This window comes from Paracoccus sp. UBA889 (assembly GCA_002294185.1).
Classification (GTDB): Bacteria; Pseudomonadota; Alphaproteobacteria; order Rhodobacterales; family Rhodobacteraceae; genus Paracoccus.
Window position 1 is genome coordinate 1 of the sequence record DBFD01000067.1, and the last position, 19,289, is coordinate 19,289.

The 19,289-nt window shown below is 67.7% G+C and carries 16 protein-coding genes and 1 tRNA gene; 7 read left to right on the forward strand and 10 right to left on the reverse strand.

The genetic code is table 11. The features are described from left to right. Positions 1-477: 477 nt before the first annotated feature. On the reverse strand, positions 478-3,015 hold the full coding sequence (locus B4L36_RS13595; RefSeq protein ID WP_292958234.1) for an Rne/Rng family ribonuclease: 2,538 nt from the start codon (positions 3,013-3,015) through the stop codon (positions 478-480). Positions 3,016-3,686: 671 nt separating this feature from the next. On the opposite strand from B4L36_RS13595, the gene B4L36_RS13600 reads away from it, so the two are divergent. Further along, positions 3,687-4,610: a hypothetical protein gene (locus B4L36_RS13600; protein WP_292958236.1), complete on the forward strand. Its 924-nt coding sequence runs from the start codon at positions 3,687-3,689 to the stop codon at positions 4,608-4,610. 39 nt (positions 4,611-4,649) lie between these two features. On the opposite strand, the gene B4L36_RS13605 is transcribed toward B4L36_RS13600, so the two are convergent. Continuing rightward, a complete protein-coding gene (locus B4L36_RS13605; RefSeq protein ID WP_292958238.1) occupies positions 4,650-5,138 on the reverse strand; it encodes a hypothetical protein in 489 nt (162 codons plus the stop codon). 158 nt (positions 5,139-5,296) lie between these two features. Here B4L36_RS13605 and tig point away from each other — a divergent pair, with 158 nt between their 5' ends. The 6 genes from tig to B4L36_RS13635 all read left to right on the forward strand — a co-directional run bounded on the left by tig (position 5,297) and on the right by B4L36_RS13635 (position 9,092). Continuing rightward, positions 5,297-6,631 carry a trigger factor gene (gene tig, locus B4L36_RS13610; protein WP_292958326.1) on the forward strand — a complete coding sequence of 445 codons (1,335 nt, stop codon included), beginning with the start codon at positions 5,297-5,299 and terminating at the stop codon, positions 6,629-6,631. Positions 6,632-6,764: 133 nt separating this feature from the next. Next, on the forward strand, positions 6,765-7,343 hold the full coding sequence (locus tag B4L36_RS13615; protein WP_292958240.1) for an AAA family ATPase: 579 nt from the start codon (positions 6,765-6,767) through the stop codon (positions 7,341-7,343). A gap of 72 nt (positions 7,344-7,415) precedes the next feature. Further along, positions 7,416-7,838: a DUF1489 family protein gene (locus tag B4L36_RS13620; protein ID WP_292958242.1), complete on the forward strand. Its 423-nt coding sequence runs from the start codon at positions 7,416-7,418 to the stop codon at positions 7,836-7,838. 43 nt (positions 7,839-7,881) lie between these two features. Then, positions 7,882-7,955, forward strand: a tRNA-Gly gene (locus tag B4L36_RS13625). A 29-nt stretch (positions 7,956-7,984) separates the two neighbouring features. Then, positions 7,985-8,740 (forward strand): sulfite exporter TauE/SafE family protein, encoded by a 756-nt coding sequence (locus B4L36_RS13630; protein ID WP_292958244.1) that lies wholly within the window; start codon positions 7,985-7,987, stop codon positions 8,738-8,740. 4 nt (positions 8,741-8,744) lie between these two features. Continuing rightward, the gene (locus B4L36_RS13635) at positions 8,745-9,092 is read left to right on the forward strand and encodes a RidA family protein (protein ID WP_292958246.1); all 348 of its coding nucleotides are present in this window, start codon (positions 8,745-8,747) and stop codon (positions 9,090-9,092) included. On the opposite strand, the gene lpxB is transcribed toward B4L36_RS13635, so the two are convergent. From lpxB to B4L36_RS13675, 8 genes are all read right to left on the reverse strand, one after another. Further along, entirely contained in the window at positions 9,076-10,230 is a 1,155-nt protein-coding gene (gene lpxB / locus B4L36_RS13640; RefSeq protein ID WP_292958248.1) for a lipid-A-disaccharide synthase, read from the reverse strand. The genes B4L36_RS13635 and lpxB overlap by 17 nt on opposite strands. Before the next feature lie 72 nt (positions 10,231-10,302). Beyond that, positions 10,303-11,112, reverse strand: a complete 810-nt coding sequence (locus tag B4L36_RS13645) for an LpxI family protein (RefSeq protein WP_292958250.1) — start codon at positions 11,110-11,112, stop codon at positions 10,303-10,305. Continuing rightward, complete coding sequence (gene lpxA, locus B4L36_RS13650) at positions 11,109-11,897, reverse strand: acyl-ACP--UDP-N-acetylglucosamine O-acyltransferase (RefSeq protein WP_292958252.1); 789 nt, start codon at positions 11,895-11,897, stop codon at positions 11,109-11,111. The genes B4L36_RS13645 and lpxA overlap by 4 nt, the downstream gene beginning before the upstream one ends. Then, positions 11,890-12,369: a 3-hydroxyacyl-ACP dehydratase FabZ gene (gene fabZ / locus B4L36_RS13655; RefSeq protein WP_292958254.1), complete on the reverse strand. Its 480-nt coding sequence runs from the start codon at positions 12,367-12,369 to the stop codon at positions 11,890-11,892. The genes lpxA and fabZ overlap by 8 nt, the downstream gene beginning before the upstream one ends. A 62-nt stretch (positions 12,370-12,431) precedes the next feature. Further along, a complete protein-coding gene (locus B4L36_RS13660) occupies positions 12,432-14,573 on the reverse strand; it encodes a hypothetical protein (RefSeq protein WP_292958256.1) in 2,142 nt (713 codons plus the stop codon). Continuing rightward, a complete protein-coding gene (locus tag B4L36_RS13665; RefSeq protein WP_292958258.1) occupies positions 14,570-17,347 on the reverse strand; it encodes a DUF4159 domain-containing protein in 2,778 nt (925 codons plus the stop codon). Before B4L36_RS13665 ends, B4L36_RS13660 begins: the two co-directional genes overlap by 4 nt. Then, positions 17,347-18,216 (reverse strand): DUF58 domain-containing protein, encoded by an 870-nt coding sequence (locus B4L36_RS13670; protein WP_292958260.1) that lies wholly within the window; start codon positions 18,214-18,216, stop codon positions 17,347-17,349. Before B4L36_RS13670 ends, B4L36_RS13665 begins: the two co-directional genes overlap by 1 nt. A 7-nt stretch (positions 18,217-18,223) precedes the next feature. Continuing rightward, positions 18,224-19,231: an AAA family ATPase gene (locus tag B4L36_RS13675; protein ID WP_292958262.1), complete on the reverse strand. Its 1,008-nt coding sequence runs from the start codon at positions 19,229-19,231 to the stop codon at positions 18,224-18,226. Positions 19,232-19,289: the final 58 nt, after the last annotated feature.

Consider the following 19,289-nt stretch of genomic DNA (forward strand, 5'->3'; position numbering starts at 1 on the left):
CGCTTGGTCTCACGGGTTTATTCAGTCTTCCTGTCGCGCCAAACAGATGAGCAGGCTAAGAGCATCATGATCGATGCCCTTTCGCGAGCTGTCGAACTGAACCAGAGAGCTGGACGCAGAGAGCACCTTCCGGGGCGGCTAAAGTCGTCGACATATCTTTCATCTCCCGAGTTCCTAACACCGGAGTCTGATAGGGTTAGGGAGAAGCAGATCCTGGATACAGTTGGTCGCTGCATCCAGAAAACAATCGGAAGTCATGATATTCCGAAGAAACAGGTAGCAGCATTGAGTTCCGGGTAGCATGATCCCGCCACGAGGCCAGATGCACTAACTGCACATAGCAGTCGATGACGATGCGCAACGTTTGGATAAGGCCGCGTGCATCTTTGGCACGGCCTTATCTCATCGAACTATGCTTGCGGGTGGGCCTCCCACCACGCGGAATGCGTCAGGATCGAACCGCGCCCTTTTTCGGTATCAGCGTCCCAGCGACCACCAGCCGCGGCGCTTGCGCCGCGTAGTGTCAGAGCCTGCGGTCTCGGCCAACTCGGGCTCTCGGGTTTCGACCGGCTGGTCGGGCCCGGTCGTCTCGGCCGCCCCATCCTCGGCCGTCTGGGCGGGCGGTGTCGTCTGGGGCTGCACCGGCGCCGGTGGCGCTTCGGCAGGGATTTCCGGGACTGCAGAATCTGCGGTCCTGGGAGCCTCGGACGGTTCGGCCGTCACAGCTTCCTGCGCGGCATCCGGGCCGGGCAGGCCCTCGGCCAGGGTTTCTTCGGCATGATCGCGCAGATCCACGACTTCGGGCAGGCCTTTGGCCTGGGATGCGCCTGCGGCGTCGTCCGCCTTGCGGCCCCGCGAACGCGATCGGCGGCCCCGCGAGGCGGGCTTGCCTGCGACCGCTTCGTCGCTGTCGCCGGTCTCAGGCTGGCCGTCACGCTGCCCGTCAGGTCGTGGCTGCCCGGTATCGGCGGCTTCGTTTTCCGACGGTTGGCGGCCTGCGATCTCGTCGCTGTCGCTGTCACTGTCGGCGCTCCGTCCCGCCTCATCCGCATGGGACGAGGATTTCCGCCGCCGGCGCCGCCGGCGCTTGCGCGAGCGGCCGCCCTCGTCGTCCTCGTCCTCGCCCTCGGCATCCGGGGCGGTCTGCGACGCGGCATCCGGGGCGGTCTGCGCCCGGTATTCGGCCTGTTCCTCGACCTCGACCTCGTCCTCCTCGTCATCGATCTGCGCCATCAGGGTGGCATCGACCGACAGCGCAGCATGAGGCAGTTCGGCCACCAGGCGCGTGGCAGTCTTGAACTTCTCGATCGCGTAATCGGGCGAGATCAGCGCCGGATCGGCCTCGATCCGCACCGAAAGACCATAGCGCCCCTCGATCACGGCGATATGTTCACGCTTGGCGTTGATCAGGAAATTCGCCACCGCAACCGGCGCCTTGACCAGCACCTCGCGGGACCGCTTGCGCGTGCCTTCCTCCTCGATCGCCCGCAGGATGGTCAGGGCAAGACTGTCGTCGCTGCGGATCAGGCCGGTGCCGTGGCAATGCGCGCAGGGTTGGGTCGTGCTTTCCAGCATCCCCGGACGCAGGCGCTGGCGGCTCATTTCCATCAGGCCGAAACCCGAAATGCGGCCGATCTGGATGCGCGCGCGATCCGATTTCAGCCGGTCCTTCATCCGCTTCTCGACCGAGGCATTGTTCTTGCGCTCTTCCATGTCGATGAAGTCGATCACGATCAGGCCGGCCAGATCGCGCAGGCGCAGCTGGCGGGCGACCTCCTCGGCGGCTTCCAGATTGGTCTTCAGCGCCGTCTCCTCGATCGAGCCCTCCTTGGTCGCCCGACCCGAGTTCACGTCGATGGCGACCAGCGCCTCGGTCACGCCAATGACGATGTAGCCGCCCGATTTCAACTGCACCACGGGGTTGAACATGCCGCCCAGATAGCTTTCGACCTGATGGCGCGCATAAAGCGGCATCTGGTCGCTATAAAGCTTCACGTTCCTGGCATGGGACGGCATGATCATCTTCATGAAGTCCTTGGCCACGCGATAGCCACGCTCGCCCTCGACCAGCACCTCGTCGATCTCCTTGGAATAAAGATCGCGGATCGTGCGCTTGATCAGGTCGCCTTCCTCGTAGATCGGCGCGGGGGCCACGGACTTGAACGTCACCTCGCGGATCTGTTCCCACAGCCGCAACAGGTATTCGTAGTCGCGCTTGATCTCGGTCCGGGTGCGCTGGCTGCCCGCCGTGCGGATGATCAGGCCCGCGCCCTTCGGCACGTCAAGTTCGCCGGCAATATCCTTCAGCTTCTTGCGATCGGCCGCGTTGGTGATCTTGCGGCTGATGCCGCCGCCGCGGGCGGTGTTGGGCATCAGGACGCAATAGCGGCCCGCCAGCGACAGATAGGTGGTCAGCGCCGCGCCCTTGTTGCCGCGTTCTTCCTTGACCACCTGGACCAGCATGATCTGGCGGACCTTGATCACCTCCTGGATCTTGTAGCGGCGCGAACGCGGCTTCTTGGAGACGCGGATTTCCTCGCTGACATCCTCATCGGCCACCGATTCAATGCTGTCATCCTTGTCGACCGCATCCGATGCGCCGGCCTCTTCACCGTCGGACCGGGAATCCTCCGCGACGATCTCGTCACCATTTTCGGCCTTCTCGGCCTTTGCGGATTTGCGGCTTTTTCCGCCCCGCGAAGCCTCTTCGGCCTCTTGCGCCTCGGCATGGGCGCGTTCCTCGGCCAGCAGTGCATCGCGGTCGGCGGCGGGGATCTGGTAATAATCGGGATGGATCTCTGCGAAGGCCAGGAAGCCGTGGCGATTGCCGCCGTAATCGACAAACGCCGCCTGCAGCGAGGGTTCGACCCGCGTGACCTTTGCCAGATAGATGTTTCCCGAAATCTGCCGTCTGTTTACGGTCTCGAAATCAAATTCCTCGACCTTGGTTCCGTCGACAACGACCACCCGAGTCTCTTCGGCATGGGTTGCGTCGATCAGCATTTTCTTTGCCATTGTCATGTCTTTCGCGCAGCACTGCGCCGGGCGGCGCCAGTGGCGCCCCGGAAGTCAGGCTGCGTTGTGATGGGGACACGGGCGCGGCGGGTGCCACGACCAGTCGGGCGGCCCGGCCCATGGCCCGCCCCCCGTCTGTTCGTCCGTCCCCTGCGCGCGTCATCGCGTCTGTTCCTTGATGATGGTCCGGTTGGCCAAGGCCCGCCGAACCGCTGTCTGGTATCGCCCCGGTCGCGAGGTCTTCGCTGCCAAGGGCGGGTTTTTCCGCGTGGCACATGCCGCCCGCCAAAGGTCGGGGCCAGAGGTGCCGCGCTGCGAAACTGTTTGCGCCATGCAACCTGCGATTGAGGCCGCTTGGCGTATATACGCAACATAGAGGGTCAGCCGGGGAAAATTCAATGGGGAAAACGGCCTAGGCACAAGGATGGCGGTTTCCGGCCGGATTGCGCGACGTATCGCCACCGGTCAGGCGCCGCCTTGGCCAACGGACAAGTGATGCGCTGCCGCTGACCGATGACAGTTTCCGCGACGTTCCGCAGTAATCTGATTTCGAGCGACAAAAACCGCCTAAAAAGCGCAACGCATCTTCACGCAGGCTTAACACTTCTTTCACGCGACCGTCGCACCCTCGATCTACCACAGCGCCAGATGAGGCCATTGGGGAGGTCGGGATGCCCGTCGTCAGGATCAATGCCGATCACGCTCTGCCGCAGCATTTGTGGCAGGTCGCCGCCGACCTGCCCGCCGAGGCGCCCATTGTCGTGATGATCCACGGCTACCGCTATTCGCCCTCGCAGCCGGCCCATGATCCCCATCGTCACATCCTGTCGCTCGATCCCGATCCGCGGCAGCGGCGGGCGACATCCTGGCCGCGGGCTCTGGGATTCGGCGGCGTCCATCCCCAGGACGGACTGGCCATCGCCTTTGGCTGGGAAGCGCGGGGCACCCTGCGCGGGGCCTATCGCCGGGCGGGCCTTGCCGGGCGGTCGCTGTCGGGGCTGGTAGACCGGCTGGCGCATGCCTCGGGTCGGCCTGTGGCCGTCATCAGCCATTCCCTGGGCGCGCGCGTCGCGCTGACCGCCCTGCGCGAGGCGGTTTGCGGCACGATCGGGCGGATGATCCTTCTGACCGGAGCCGAATTTCGCGACGAAGCCGCGCGGGCCCTGGCCTCGGCCGCCGGTCGGCAGGCCGAAGTGATCAACATCACCTCGCGCGAGAACGACCTTTTCGACTTCGCGCTGGAACAATGGCTGTCGCTGGGCCGCAGGCAGGCTTTGGGTTTCGGGCTGAACCGGCCGACGCGGAACTGGGTCGATATGCAGATCGACGAGGGCGAAACGCTTGCGGCGCTGGAACGCCTTGGATTTCCGACCGAACGTCATCCGCGCCGATTGTCCCACTGGACGCCCTATCTGCGGCGCGGATTGTTCGATTTCTACCGGACCGCCCTGTTCCAGCCATGGGCGCTGCCGATGGGGCTGCTGCACGCGCGCCTTCCCGGACGAATCGAGCCGCGCTGGTCGCGGCTTTTGTCCCGGCCCGGCCAGATGGGCGCCGCAGCCGCAAAGGCGGATGTCAGGCTGCACGCCGGCTGACAGAAAAATTCCGGCAGGGCCGGTCCCGCCGCCTTTATCTCAGCAATCGGGCAGTCCCGCCAGATCGGCTGCTTCGGGTTTCGGCCCGTCCTGAGGCAGGTCGGCCGGTTCAGGCCGTCCGGAAAGATCCAGTCCGCGCGCGGTCGGCGCGTGCCAGGTCTTCGATCCCGGCAGCCCACCCTGAGCATTGGTGCCGATCTGCGAACCGCCGGTTCCCCCGCTCCAACCGGTGCTGCCGGAATTGGCCGGAGACATGCCGTCATCGTCCGGTTGCGGCTGGGTCGCTGGCACTGCCTTGCCGGCTGCGTTGTCGCATTCGCGGCTGGCGGATTTGGCAGCGGTGCCGGTCGTGGCAAGATTTCCGCCGGTCCCGTTCCCCTCCGGCTGCGCACCGCTCGCCGCAGTTCCGGCAGCGCGCGGCTGGCCGTCTTCGGGCGCGGGGGCTGCATCTTGCGACCAGCCTGCAACCGGCAATGCCAGAGCCAGGGCCAGGGCGGCCAATCCGCCGGTCTTTCGAGGATGATCCATGAGGTTGATCCCGTTCGCGTTCCAGGGCGTCGATTGGGAACGCGCTTGGGCGCCGGCGGTTCCGCAATCTGCTTGCAGACCCCCGCCCCCACGACTAGAAGGGCGGAAATTTTCAGGTCGCCCTGCTTCTGGCGGCCCTTCTGGATATGAGGACGATGATGCAGGTCAAGGAAACCCGGAACGAAGGTCTGAAGCGGGGCTACCAGTTCACCCTGCCCGCCGCCGACCTGGCCGCGACGGTCGATGCCAAGCTGAAAGAGGCGCAGCCCGAGATCGAGATGAAGGGCTTTCGCAAGGGCAAGGTGCCGATGGCGATGCTGAAGAAGCAATTCGGCCCGCGCATCCTTGGCGACGCCATGCAGGAGGCCATCGATGGCGCCCTGCGCAAGCATCTGGAGGAAACCGGCGATCGCCCCGCCGCCCAGCCCGCCGTCGAGATGGAGAACGGCGAGAACTGGAAGGAAGGCGACGATGTGGTTGTCAATGTCAGCTACGAAACCCTGCCCGCCATCCCCGAAATTGACATGACCGGGCTGAAGCTGGAAAAGCTGAGCGTCCCGGCCGAGGAAGAAGCAGTGAACGAGGCGCTGGAGAACCTGGCGAAATCGGCCCAGGATTTCGACGACCGCCGCAAGGGCAGCAAGGCCAAGGACGGCGATCAGGTCGTGATCGACTTCAAGGGCTTTGTCGATGGCGAGGCGTTCGAGGGCGGAGAGGCCGCGGATTACCCGTTGGTCCTGGGCTCGAACAGCTTCATTCCGGGCTTCGAAGAACAACTGGTCGGCGCCAAGGTCGATGAGGATGTCACGGTGAAGGTCACCTTCCCGCAGGAATACGGGGCCAAGCATCTGGCCGGCAAGGAAGCGACCTTCGAATGCAAGGTGAAGGCGGTCAAGGCGCCGAAAGCCGCCGAGATCGACGACGAACTGGCCAAGAAATTCGGCGCCGAGGATCTGGACGGCCTGAAAAAGCAGATCTCGGAACGGCTGGAAACCGAATATGCCGGTGCCGCCCGCGCGGTGATGAAGCGGTCTCTGCTGGATCAGCTGGACGATCAGGTCAAATTCGAGCTGCCGGAATCGCTGGTCGAGGCCGAGGCCAACCAGATCGCTCACCAATTGTGGCACGAAGAACATCCCGAGGAGCAAGGCCACGATCACGGCGCCATCGAGCCCACAGACGAGCACCGGAAACTGGCCGAGCGCCGGGTGCGTCTGGGCCTGCTTCTGGCCGAGATCGGGCAGAAGGCCGAAGTCAGCGTGACCGATCAGGAAATGACCCAGGCCGTCTTGCAGGCGGCGCGTCAATATCCGGGTCAGGAACGGGCCTTCTTCGAATTCGTGCAGCAGAACCAGAACATGCAGCAGCAGTTGCGCGCCCCGATCTTCGAGGACAAGGTTGTCGATCACATCGCCGAAAAGGCGCAGGTCGAGGAAAAGAAAATCAGCAAGCAGGAACTGGAAAAGGCCGTCGAGGCGCTGGACGAGCTCTGATCCGCTTGTGATGAACGAATCCTGAAAGCCGCGGCCGATGTCGCGGCTTTTTGCTGTCGCGCCATCGGCCGCGGCTCTGAGAGACGACGCCATTCTTGAACCTGAACTGCATCTCGCGGCCAAGGAAGACCCGATGCCACGCGACAATCTTGGCCGGCACGTCATCCTTTCAGGCTGTTCGGGCGGCGGAAAATCGACGCTTCTCGCCGAACTGGCACGGCGGGGATTCCCCGTCGTGCCCGAGCCCGGCAGACGGATCGTCGCCCAAGAGAAGCCCGGCCATGGCAGCGCGCTTCCCTGGGCCGATCCGGAAGCCTTCGCGCGCAGGGCTATCGAGATGGCGCTTGAGGACCGGCGGGGTCTGCGTGGCGTCACCGGCTGGCTCTTTTTCGATCGCGGGCTGATCGATGCGGCCGTCGCGCTGGAACACGCGGCTGGGACACCGCTTGGCGAGACGCTCGGCGGGCGGGGGCGTTTTCACCAGCAGGTTTTTCTGACCCCGCCCTGGCCGGAAATCTACCGGACAGATGACGCGCGGCGGCACGACATGCAGGACGCCATCGATGAGTATCACCGCCTGGTCGATGCTTTCGGGCGGCTTGGATACGATACCATCGTCCTGCCAGGAACCGATGTCGAGGCGCGGGCGGATTTCGTCCTGGCGCATCTTGCCAGCCGGCAAGATTCGTCACCCGCGATCGGCAGTGCCTGACGTCGCCCGCTTTGGCCAACGGACAGGACCGGTCCGCTTGCGGCGCGTCTTCGGCCCACCTATCTTGCGGAGATGCCAGCCCCGCTCAACCTGATGAAACTCTGCGTCGGCGCCGACGGCCCCGAGGATCTGCTGCACTGGCAGAAGCAGCGTTTCCACGAGGCGCCGGCCATTCACGTCACCCGCATGTGGCCCAGACGCGAGGCGGAACTGCTGGACGGAGGCTCGATTTACTGGGTGTTCAAGGGCGTCATGCTGGCCCGCCAGCGGCTTTTGCGGCTGGACGAAAGGCTGGGCCAGGACGGCATCCGCCGCTGCGCGCTGGTGCTGGACCGCGATCTGGTGCGCGTCGCCGCCGTGCCGCGCCGCCCGTTCCAGGGCTGGCGCTATCTGAAGGGCGACGAGGCCCCTGCCGATCTGCCTGCCGACCGCGCATCCGAGGATCCGCTGCCGCCCGACATCGCCGCGGCCCTCGCGGCCGTCGGGCTGGTCTGACAGCCTTGACGGCGCCGCGACCAACGGCTAATCGAAACGCCACGCGGGTGTAGCTCAATGGCAGAGCAGAAGCTTCCCAAGCTTACGACGAGGGTTCGATTCCCTTCACCCGCTCCACACAGCATTGTGATTGACAAGGCCGCCGGATGCTCGAAGTCACCCTGACCTTTCTCGCCGGGGTGCTGGGTGGCGTCCTGAATGCGGTTGCCGGCGGCGGCACCTTCATCACCTTTCCCGCGCTGGTCTTCACGGGCGTCCCGCCCGTCGTCGCCAATGCCACCAGCACGGTCGCGGCCCTGCCCGGCTATGTCGCGGCGACGCTGGGCTTTCGCCGCGACATCCGCGCGATCGACGGCGTGCCGCTGATCAAGCTGACCCTGTGGACGATGATCGGCGGCGGCGCCGGCAGTGTCCTGCTGCTGGTCAGTTCGAACAAGGCCTTCGCGCTGCTGGTCCCCTTCCTGCTGCTGATCGCGACCATCGTGTTCTACTGGTCCGAACCGATCCGCCGCCATGCTTCCCGCTGGCAATCGGTGGTGATGCCCTTCGGGCTGGGCACGCTTCTTCCCATGTCGATCTATGGCGGCTATTTCAACGGCGGCCTGGGGATCATCATGCTTGCGGTCTTCTCGATGTGGGGAATGCGCGATCTGCACCAGATGAACGGTCTGAAAAGCTGGCTCAGCGCGGCGCTGGCGATCATCGCCTTCGCCATCTTCGCGGTTGGTGGCAAGATCGTGTGGATTCCGGCCGCGATCATGTCGGCGGGAACCATCATCGGCGGCTATGCCGGGGCCCCGATAGCGCGGCGCATCCCGCGCGGGCCGCTGCGCGCATTGATCGCCGTGGTCGGTTTCGGGATGACCGCGATCTTTTTCTGGCGTCTCGCAAAAGGAGCATGAAGACATGAGCGACATCAGGCGTATCGAAGCCGGCCAGCGGATGAGCCAGGCGGTCGTGGCGAATGGAATGGTCTGGCTGGCAGGCCAGGTGGCCCAGCCGGGCAAGCCCGCCGCCGAACAGACCCGCGCGATCCTGGCCCAGGTCGACTCGCTGCTGAAGAAGGCCGGCACGGACAAAAGCCGGATCGTCTCGGCCCAGATCTGGCTGGCCGACATGGCCGATTTCGCCGCCATGAACGAGGTCTGGGACGGCTGGGTCGCGCCTGGCCACGCCCCGGCCCGCGCGACCGGCGAATCGAAACTGGCGACACCCGATTACAAGGTCGAGATCATCGTCACCGCGGTTCTGTAACCGAACCAAGGACCGAGCGTGCCGCGCGCAGTCCCGGCGCCTCGCCGCCCTTGCCCAGCCGGTCCATGGCCAGATCCATCGCGTCCAGTTGGGCCTTGCGCGCGGTGCTGTCTTCCAGCGCATCCTGAAGCGCCTGGGCGATGGCGCCGGGTTGGCAGGCCTTGCCCAGGAATTCGGGCACGGCGCGGGTGTCGCTGACCAGATTGACCAGCGTGACCGTATCGGTGCGCAGAAGCATCCCCACGACCAGGCGGCTCAGCGGGGCCATGTCGTAGCCGATGACCATCGGAATCCGGTTCGCCGCCAGTTCCAGGCTGACCGTCCCCGAGGCCGCCAAGGCCAGATCGGCGGCCGCGAAGGCCGCGCGCTTTTCCACGGGATCCTCCAGCACGATCGGCGCCGTGGGCCAGCGCCGTGTCATTTCATGCACCATATCCGCGACGCCCGGCACGGTCGGCAGGACGATGCGGATTTCGGGCAGCCGGTCGCGCAGGCGCAGCAGCGCCTCGTCAAAACGCCGCGCCAGCCGCGACACTTCGGATCGGCGCGACCCCGGCAGGCACAGGACAACGGGCGCCTCGGGCGCGATGGCATGGGTCTCGCGGAACAGCGCCGCCTGGTCCGGACCCGCCACTTCGGCGGTGGCGATGGGGTGGCCGACGAAATCGCAGCGCATTCCGGCAGCCCGCATCAGCGGCGGCTCGAAGGGCAGGATCGCCAGAACATGGTCGATCACCTCGGCCATCTTCAGCGCCCGGCCTGGGCGCCAGGCCCAGACCGAGGGCGCGACATAGTGGATCGTGCGCAGATCGGGCCGCGCGGCGCGAACCGCACGCGCGACCCGCAGACAGAAATCCGGGCTGTCGATGGTGATCAGCGCCTCGGGGGCCGCCGCGATCACGGCCTCGGCAGCCTGGGCGATGCGGCGCTTCAGATGACGAAATTTCGGCAGCACCTCCCAGATTCCCATCAATGACAGCTCGTCCATCGGAAACAGGCTGTCCATGCCTTGCGCCATCATCTGCGGCCCGCCGATGCCGGTAAAGGCCACATCGGGCCGCAACTGGCGCATCCCGGCCATCAGGGCCGCGCCCAGTTGGTCGCCCGAGGTCTCGCCCGCGATCAGGAAGAACGTCATGCGGCTCCTACGGTTGCTGCCTTGCCCATGGGTATTGGGGCAACGAAGAAGAAACCAGCCCTTCTTCGTTGATCAAATACCCTCTTGCGGCCGTGCCCACAGAAACAGCCCCGCAGCCCTGGCGCGCTGCACCGTCTGCTGGCGATCCAGCAGGATGACGCCGCCCGCCTGCCACGCGATGCCGGCAAGATCCGCTGCCGCAGCCTGATCGACGCTGTCGGGGCCGATCGTCGGCAGATCGACGCGCCGATCCTGCCCGGGTTTCGGAGCCTTGTAGAAGACGCCTTTGGCGCCGGTCGGGTCGGGGCGCAGTCCGGTGTGGCAGGCGGCGAAGTCAAGCATGGCTGCCGTGCCCGGCTGGGTTTCCAGCGCCATGCACAATCCTTGCGCCACCACCGCGCCCTGCCCCAGATCCAGGTCGCCCATATGCGACAGGATCCGGGCCGCGCGGGCGGCGTCGCGGCGGTCGGAATCGGTCGGGGCGCCGGTCAGGATCCCCGCCTCCGGCACCAGATCCGGGGCGATCTGGTCGACGCCGCAGATGGTCAGGCCGTGTTCCTCGAAGATATCCAGCACCATGCGCAGGGCCGCGTCGTCGCCCGATTGCAGCGCGGTCAGGATGCGCGGGACCAATTGCGCCGTGCGCGGATCGAAAGCCTCGGGATCCAGCCGGGGGCGGCGGACGGCACCCGCGAAGATCACCCGGTCCACACCGTGTTCAATCAGGCGGTCGAGAAAGGGAACCAGCCGTTCCAGCCGAAACGGGGTCGCGGGCACGGGCGGCGCGAAACCGTCCAGCGCATAGACCAGCGGATCGTCCAGCGCGGCGATGACGGCCGGGGCAAGCCCACCCTGACCGGCGATGACGGCGGTGCGGCTCATGCCGGGCGCGGCGCCAGAAACGAACGGTCCGAGGGTCCGAGGATGAAATCCAGCACCTCGCGCTCCATCGCCGAAACCGTGCCTTCCGCGCGCGTCCGCGCACTGTCGCGAAAAGCACCGCGTCCCAGATCGGCCAGCAGGCTGCGCAGCGCGGCGATCTCGGCGCGGCTGACGCCGCGGCGTTTCAGCCCGATGAGGTTCAGCCCGTCCAGATGGCCGCGCGGTCCCTGGACCAGACCGAAGGGAATCACGTCCGCCGTGACCATCGTGACCGCCCCGATCATCGCGCCGCGGCCAATGCGGACGAATTGATGCACGCCCGACAGGCCGCCGACGATCACGTCATCCTCCAGCACGCAATGGCCCGCGACCGAGGCGTTGTTCACCAGGATCACCCGGTCTCCGATCCGGCAATCATGGGCGACATGCGCGCCGGCCATGAACAGCCCGTCATCGCCGATGCGGGTGACGCCGCCGCCGCCCTCGGTGCCGGGATTCATAGTAACATATTCGCGGATGCGATTGCGGGCGCCGATCTTCAGGCGCACCTTCTCGCCGCGGTATTTCAGATCCTGCGGCACCTCGCCGATCGAGGCGAAGGGAAAGATCACCGTTTCGTCGCCGATCGCGGTGTCACCGGTCACGACGACATGGGACCGCAGTTCCACCCGGTCGGCCAGCCGCACCTGGGAGCCCACGACGCAGAAGGGGCCGATCCTGACCCCGGTGCCGATCTCTGCCCCGGGCTCGATCACGGCCGTGGGGTGGATCGCTGTCTCAGCCATCGGCCTTCAGGTCCATCATGGCGGTGAAATCGGCCTCGGCCGCCAGCTGGCCATCGACCCTGGCCTCGCCGTGGAATTTCCAGATCCGGCCGCCGGCGCGGGTGACGGTGCAATGCAGTTCCAGCACGTCGCCCGGCACCACCATGCGGCGGAACTTGCAATTGTCGATCCCCATGAAATAGGTCAGCAGCGGCTTGTCGATGACGTCGAGGCTGATGCCAACCACCACGGCCGAGGTCTGCGCCATCGCCTCGACGATGGTGACGCCGGGCATGATCGGCTGGCTGGGAAAATGGCCCTGGAAATGCGGCTCGTTGCAGGTCACGTTCTTGACGCCGATTGCGCTTTCGAAGGCCACGATGTCGCGCACCTTGTCGATGAACAGGAACGGATAGCGGTGCGGGATGATCCGCTTGATCAGCGAAAGATCGGCCTCGGTATGGGGGGCTGGGTTGCGCGGGGCGGCGGCCATGCTGGTCTTCCTCCGGAGGATTTGTGACCGGTTAGCAACGCCGCCCGGCCTTGGCAAGCGCGTCAGCCCTGGCCGGCGGCCGGATTGCCCGTTACAGGCGCCGCCTTGCCGGTCCTGCGGCCCTCGGCCAGCCAGCCCGGCAAGATGAGCCCCGCGATCAGCGCCAGCCACGCCCAGCCGGGCAGCAAGGGCCGCCGTTCGAGGCCGGTGACCGTCGCCGCATCGCGCGGGGTGATGGCAATCCAGTCACGGGCCACGCCCCGGCCATGGGCCGTCCGGCCCGGCGCGACCGTTCTGAGATCGGGCACGCCGTCGGACAGCGCGACGACGCCGCCGCCCGAGGCCTCGACCAGCGGCGCCAGCTGGTCGGTGCTGGCAACGGTCTGTTCGAATTCGCGCGGCGCGGCGGGGCCAAGTGCCAGCACCCGGCGCAGATCACCGTCCTGCAGACGGTAGAGCCCCGGCTCGGGCGCGGTCCAGTCGGCGCTGAAGCGGCCCGGCCCGGCCTGGGTCAACGGAACCTCTTCGGTCTGGCCATCCGGCCGGGTCACGATCAGCGGGCCGGCCTTGTCCTGCATCGTGCGGCGGGTGAAGCGCACGTCCAGACCGCCCGAAACTTCGGCCAGCAGCGCCTCTTCCTCCAGCTCCGGTTCCTTCATCGACCAATGCGCGATGCGGCGCAGCAATTCCAGCTGCGGCCCGCCGCCCTCGAAACCGCGGCTCCAGAGCCAGACCTGATCCGAACTCAGCAGCGCCACCCGCCCCTTGCCGACCCGGTTCAGGATCAGAAGCGGTGCGCCATCCGGACCGGTCATCGCGACCTGAGCGTCGGGGTCGGGCGTCACCTCGGCCATGCGCAGCCAGCGGCCCCAGCCGCCCGCGCCGTTCTCGTCGGGCGCATCGGGCAGACCCGATGTGACCGGGTGGCGGCGCCCGGCCTCGGTCAGTTGCGGGCGGAACGCCTGATTGATGATCCGGCCGGTGGGGCGGGCGGGCAGGATCCGGCCCATCGGCGACAGGTTCAGGCTTTCGACGCTGGCCATTTCCGGCCCCGCCGCAACCAGCACCGCGCCGCCATTTTCGACATAGCGGGCGATATTGTCGAAATAGGAGGGCGGCAGGATGCCCCGCACCCGGTAGCGGTCGAAGATGATCAGGTCGAAATCGTCGATCCGCTGCAGGAACAATTCGCGCGTCGGAAAGGCGATCAGGGACAGTTCGTCGACCGGCACGCCGTCCGACTTGTCGGGAGGGCGCAGGATGGTGAAATGGATCAGATCGACCGCCGCGTCCGATTTCAGCAGATTGCGCCAGGTCCGTTCCCCGGCATGGGGCTCGCCCGAGACCAGCAACACCCGCAGCCGGTCGCGCACGCCGTTGATGCTGATCGCGGCGCTGTTGTTGCGGTCGGTCAGTTCCGGCCCCGCGCCGCCGGGGTCGGGCGCGTCAAAGCCGATCTGGACCACGTTCTGGCCGGCATGGGTCAGGGTCAGCGGCAGTTCCAGCGATTGTCCCACGGGCACGGCGAAGGTCTGTTCATCCTCGCCATCGACGCTGATGCGCAGATTGGCAGAACCTCCGGCGACGCTATCGGGGACCGCGCCCTGATCCTCGATCCTCAGGCGGATCGTGACCTGCTGGTCGATGAGACCGAAGGCCGGCGCCTCTTCGATCACCAGCCTGCGATCCCAGTCCTGCGGCCGCCCGGTCCGCAGGACATGGACCGGGGCGGGCACGGATTGCGGCAGCATCGGCGCATCGTGGATCCGGCCGTCGGTCACGGCGATGACACCGGCCAGGCGGCTTGCCGGCTCGGCCGCGACGGCGCGGGCCATCTCGGTCGCAAGCAGGGTGCCGTCCTCGCTGTCGCCGACGGTGACGCGGCGCAACTCGGTATTGGGCAGCGCCTCGATCCGGCGCGTCAGCTCGGTTACCGCGGCATCGGTCTGATCGCCGCGTTCCGGCAGGCTCTGGCTGGCCGAACGGTCGTCCAGCAGCACCACGATATCCGACAGGCCCGCACGGCTGCCGATCTCCAGCGCCGGCCCCGCCAGCGCCAGCGCGGCGGCCAGACCGGCCAATCCGCGCCAGGCCCAGCCGCGCAGGCCGCGCCACAGCGCGAAGCCCGCGATCAGCAGCGCCAGCCCCGCCAGCGCGCCGATCACCCACCAGGGCATCAGCGGATCGAAGCGCAATTCGGTCATGGCAGCAGCCTTCCGGGATCAACCCCGCGCAGCCGGTCCAGAAGCGCGGGAACATGGACCTGATCGGATTTGTAGTTCCCGGTCAGCACATACATGATCAGGTTGATGCCGAAACGATAGGCCATCTCGCGCCGGCGTTCCCCCTCCCAGCCGCGCCCGACGGGAAAGACCGGATAGCCGTTCCCGTCGACCGCCCAGGCCTCGGCCCAGGAATTGCCGCCGATGACCACCGGGCTGACGCCATCGTTCAGTTGCCGGAACGGCACGCCCTCGGCGGCCTCGGCCCCGGCGGGCGGCGCTTCGACCCAGACCGGGTTGCCCTGCCAGCGGCCGGGAAAATCCTCGAGGATATAGAAACTGCGGGTCAGGACGTGATCTTCGGGGATCGGCGCCAGGGGCGGGATCTCCAGCGGCGCGGCCAGATTGCGCAGGGTCTGGCCCAGATCGGGCCCGCCGAGGCCCGCCACGTCGCCGTCGCGGGTATCGAACAGGATCATCCCGCCCGAGCGCAGGTAATGGTTCAGTCGCAGATAGGCCTGCGGCGAGGGCGGGGTCTGCCCCGCGCTGATCGGCCAGTAGAGGAAGGTCAGCACCGACAGGTCGTCCGTGTCGAGGTCGATCGCCACGGGCTCGCCCGGCTCGACCGAGGTGCGCTGACGCAGGGCCAGCGACAGACCGGTCAGCCCCTCGTAAGAGGTCTGGTCCAGTTCCTGATCGCCGGTCACGACATAGGCCAGCGCCACCTCGTTGGCGGCGCGAACCAGATCGGGGTCAGGCTGGTCCTGTTGTGCCCGCGCCTGCCCGCCGGGCAGCGCCAGAAGCACTGCCAGAAGGATCGCCGCCGCCGGCATGGCGCGCGCGCGCGTGCCGCGCGCAACGAAGGCCGAACCGATCGCGTCCAGAGCCAGCAGCAGCGCGGCGGCCGCCAGCAGCCAGCCCTTCAGATCCCGTCCCGGCAGTTCGGCCGCGGCCTCGACCGTGGCACCGGGCCATGTGGCAAGGGTGAAGTCGCCACCCGCGTTCAGCGCCCTGCTGCGATCGCCGGCCGCGTAGATGCCGGCCGGGCGGCCGGGCGCCGGTCCCCCGGCCATGTCGCCGGCGGCGATGGGCGACAGATCCTCGGCGGGCGCGGCGCGGCCGAAGCCGTCAAGCACGATCTGCGGCGTCCAGAAGGCTTGTTCGCGATCCTCGGCCTGTTCCTCGGCCGGGCTGACGCGGGCAGTGGCGACCAGCCGGTTCAGCATCTCGACGAACAGCCCCGACAGCGGCAGGCTGGACCATTCGGCGTTTGCGGTGACATGGAACAGGACGATCTGGCCCTGCCCGACACGCGCGCGCGTGACCAGCGGCGTCTCGTCCGACAGGGCGGCGATGGTGCGGTCGGACAGGTCCGGCGCGGGCTGCGCCATCAACTGCGCCCGCACCGTCACGTCACCGGGCGCGGTCAGGCCGGCGAAGATGCCATCGGTGGCGAAGGGGGCCAACCCGCGCGGGTCGCCCCAACTCAGCGCGCCGCCGATATCGCGGCCGCCCTGCCGCAGGGTGACCGGCAGCAGCGGTTCGTCCACCAGACCATCATAGGCGGCCATGCGCGGCCCGGCAAAGCGGATCAGCAAGCCGCCCGCATCGACCCATTGCGCCAGTTCTCCGGATTCGGCCATCTCGACCTGATCGGCGACGATGATCACATCGGGGGCGGCGTCCAGCACATCGCCCAGCCCCCCCTCGACCAGATCGGTCGTCGGCGCCAGCGCCCGGCGCAGGTAATACAGCGGCGACAGAAGCCGCTGCCCCTCGGCCTGATCGGCGGCGTCGCCCACCAGCCCGACCTTGCGGCGCCGAACCCGGTCATCGGCCAGGACGACCGCGCCGGCATGGCTTTCGCCTTCGATCTGGAACCGGGTCACGCGGTTGCGCAATTCCGGCGGCAGATCGATGGCGACGGGGCGGGTCAGAACGCCCTCGGAGCGCGTGACATCGCCGGGGGTCAGTCGGGCCAGCTCGCGCTCGATCCCCTGCGGATCGGGCCCGATGGCCAGGATCTGGGGCGCGGCATCGCCCGTGGCGTAAAGCGTCAGGGCGGGCCGATCGCCGCCGCCAAGGCCAAGCGCGGTCAGCGCGCGCGTCGGCGGCACCACCGTCACCGGCCCGCGATCGGCCAGGGCGGCCAGCCAGGCGGCGCGGTTCGGATGGTCCAGCCCGTCGCTGATCCACAGCGTCGAAAGCAGCCCGTCCGGCACATCCGCCAGCGCCACGTCAGGATCGTCGGGCAGCGCCGTGTCCCAGGAAACAGGCCCCGACGCGCGCAGACCGGCCAGGAGCCGGTCGGCGGGGGCGAAGACCAGGGCACCGGAACCGGTCCGGCCATCCGCCAGCAGCAGCGCGGCGGGGCGGCCCTGGCCGGCGGCTTCGGTCAGGGCCCGTTCGGCGCGGGCCTGCCGGCCGGCCCAGCCCGGCGCGGCGGCCCAGCCTGCATCCATCACCACCAGCAGCGGGCCATCCGCATCGCTGCGCAGCACCGGCTTCCAGACCGGCCCGGCGAAGGCCAGGATCAGCGCCGCGACCGCCGCAAGCCGGATCAGCAGCAGCCACCACGGCGTCCGCTGCGCCACGGGCGAGCGGTCGATCAGCCCGCGCAGCAGCGCCACGCCGGGAAAGGCCACCAGACGCGGCGCCGGTGGCATCGCGCGCAGGATCAGCCACAGGACCGGCAGCGCGACCAGCGCGCCCAGCACCCATGGCGCCGCGAATCCCAAGGGCCCGAGGATCAGCATCAGCCCCCCAGAACCTGATAGAGCCAGCTCAGCGCGTGGGCCGGGGCGTGGCCGGTCGCGTGATGGCCGAAATGCCAGCCCGCGCCCCGGGCCTGTTCGCGCAACCAGTCGCGCCGCTGGGCCAGCCGCGCCAGATAGGCCTCGCGCAGCCCACCCGCGTCGCGGCTGTCATGGCGCGTCGCGCCCGACAGGGACCGGAAGACCACTGCACCGGAATAGGGAAAGTTCTCCTCGTCCGGGTCCAGAACCTGCATCAGAACGCCGCGCACGCCGATCCCGGATGCGCGTGCCAGCAGCGCACGGACCCAGTCCGGATCGGTCAGGAAATCCGACAGGATCACCAGCCGCTGCGCGGGGCGCAGGCTTTCGGGCGCAGGCGCGTCGGCGTCGTCGCGGGCGGTCTGCGTGATGGCCATCGCCTCGGCCAGTCGTTCGGCCTGAACGCGGCCGGCGCGCGCCGGCTGGCCCAGCATCCCGACCTTCTCGCCCCCGCGCAGCAGGATCATCGCCAGCGCAAGCGCCATTACCTGGGCGCGGTATCCCTTGGTCGGCCGATCGACCGCGCCGGAATAGCCCATCCCCTGCCCCGCCGAGACCCACAGCCCGACCGCCTGCGCCGTCTGCGCCTCGCGGTCGCGCACGAATTGCGAATCCGAACGGGCCGAGCGCCGCCAGTCGATGCTGCGTGCAGTATCGCCGCTGCTGGCCGGGCGGTATTGCCAGAAATCCTCGCCCGGACCGGCCCGGCGCAGGCCATGCGCGCCCGGCGCGACCATCGCGGCCAGCCGCTCGGCCGACAGGATCAGGCCGGGCAGATGGGCGCCGGCTTGCTCGGCGCGGGATCGAAGTTCGGCGGGACTGCGCGTCAAGACCGCCTCATGCCGCCTGACGGCTGCCGAAACGCTGATCCAGCAGGCGGGCGATCACCGCGTCGGTGGTCTCGCCACGCGCGCGGGCAGCGAAGGACAGCGCCATCCGATGCCGCAGAACCGGCGGGGCCATCGCCTCGACATCCTCCAGCGTGGGCGCGAACCGGCCGTTCAGAACTGCGCGCGCCCGCGTGACCAGCATCAGCGCCTGCGCGGCCCTGGGACCGGGGCCCCAGACCAGGGTGTCGGCCACGAAGGGCGCGGCCTCGTCGGCACCGGGTCGGAAGGCGCGCACCAGATCGAGGATCGCTTCCACCACGGCCTCGCCCACCGGCATCTGCCGGATCAGGCGTTGCGCGGCGATCAGCCCCTGCGCGTCGAATGCCGCATGGGCCGCGCCCTCGGCAATGCCGGTCGTCGCCAGCAGGATGCCGCGTTCGGTGTCGCGGTCGGGATAATCGACGTCGATCTGCAGCAGGAAGCGGTCCAGTTGCGCCTCGGGCAGTGGATAGGTTCCCTCTTGTTCGATCGGGTTCTGGGTGGCGAGGACATGGAAGGGGCGCCCCAGCGGACGATGCCGGCCGCTGACCGTCACCTCGCGTTCCTGCATCGCCTGCAGCAGCGCGGATTGGGTGCGCGGGCTGGCGCGGTTGATTTCATCGGCCATCAGAAGCTGGGTGAAGACCGGTCCTTCGATAAAGCGGAAGGCACGGCTGCCATCGGTCAGCACGTCCAGCACCTCGGAGCCGAGGATATCGGCCGGCATCAGGTCGGGGGTGAACTGGATGCGCTGGCTGTCCAGCCCCAGCACCGTGGACAGCGTATCGACCAGCATCGTCTTGCCCAGTCCCGGCTGGCCGACCAGCAGCGCATGACCGCCCGACAGGATCGCCGCGAGAACCTGCTCCACCACATGGTGCTGACCGACGAAGCGGCCTTCGATGCTGGCGCGCGCATCGGCAAGCCGCGCACCCAGGGTCTGAACCTCCTGCACCAGAATTTCATCCGAAGCCATGACAATGCCCTTCCGCTGCTTTACACCCGAGCATAGGGAAATCGGGCGGAGGCGACCA

What these genes read in the sequence shown, in the direction of transcription:
- B4L36_RS13615 (WP_292958240.1), top strand. Translation starts at nt 6,765, where the DNA reads ATGCCACGCGACAATCTTGGCCGGCACGTCATCCTTTCAGGCTGTTCG.
- B4L36_RS13675 (WP_292958262.1), bottom strand. Translation starts at nt 19,231, where the DNA reads ATGGCTTCGGATGAAATTCTGGTGCAGGAGGTTCAGACCCTGGGTGCG.
- lpxA (WP_292958252.1), bottom strand. Translation starts at nt 11,897, where the DNA reads ATGGCTGAGACAGCGATCCACCCCACGGCCGTGATCGAGCCCGGGGCA.
- B4L36_RS13630 (WP_292958244.1), top strand. Translation starts at nt 7,985, where the DNA reads ATGCTCGAAGTCACCCTGACCTTTCTCGCCGGGGTGCTGGGTGGCGTC.
- B4L36_RS13600 (WP_292958236.1), top strand. Translation starts at nt 3,687, where the DNA reads ATGCCCGTCGTCAGGATCAATGCCGATCACGCTCTGCCGCAGCATTTG.
- B4L36_RS13595 (WP_292958234.1), bottom strand. Translation starts at nt 3,015, where the DNA reads ATGGCAAAGAAAATGCTGATCGACGCAACCCATGCCGAAGAGACTCGG.
- lpxB (WP_292958248.1), bottom strand. Translation starts at nt 10,230, where the DNA reads ATGACGTTCTTCCTGATCGCGGGCGAGACCTCGGGCGACCAACTGGGC.
- fabZ (WP_292958254.1), bottom strand. Translation starts at nt 12,369, where the DNA reads ATGGCCGCCGCCCCGCGCAACCCAGCCCCCCATACCGAGGCCGATCTT.
- B4L36_RS13665 (WP_292958258.1), bottom strand. Translation starts at nt 17,347, where the DNA reads ATGCTGATCCTCGGGCCCTTGGGATTCGCGGCGCCATGGGTGCTGGGC.
- B4L36_RS13605 (WP_292958238.1), bottom strand. Translation starts at nt 5,138, where the DNA reads ATGGATCATCCTCGAAAGACCGGCGGATTGGCCGCCCTGGCCCTGGCT.
- B4L36_RS13620 (WP_292958242.1), top strand. Translation starts at nt 7,416, where the DNA reads ATGCCAGCCCCGCTCAACCTGATGAAACTCTGCGTCGGCGCCGACGGC.
- tig (WP_292958326.1), top strand. Translation starts at nt 5,297, where the DNA reads ATGCAGGTCAAGGAAACCCGGAACGAAGGTCTGAAGCGGGGCTACCAG.
- B4L36_RS13645 (WP_292958250.1), bottom strand. Translation starts at nt 11,112, where the DNA reads ATGAGCCGCACCGCCGTCATCGCCGGTCAGGGTGGGCTTGCCCCGGCC.
- B4L36_RS13660 (WP_292958256.1), bottom strand. Translation starts at nt 14,573, where the DNA reads ATGACCGAATTGCGCTTCGATCCGCTGATGCCCTGGTGGGTGATCGGC.
- B4L36_RS13635 (WP_292958246.1), top strand. Translation starts at nt 8,745, where the DNA reads ATGAGCGACATCAGGCGTATCGAAGCCGGCCAGCGGATGAGCCAGGCG.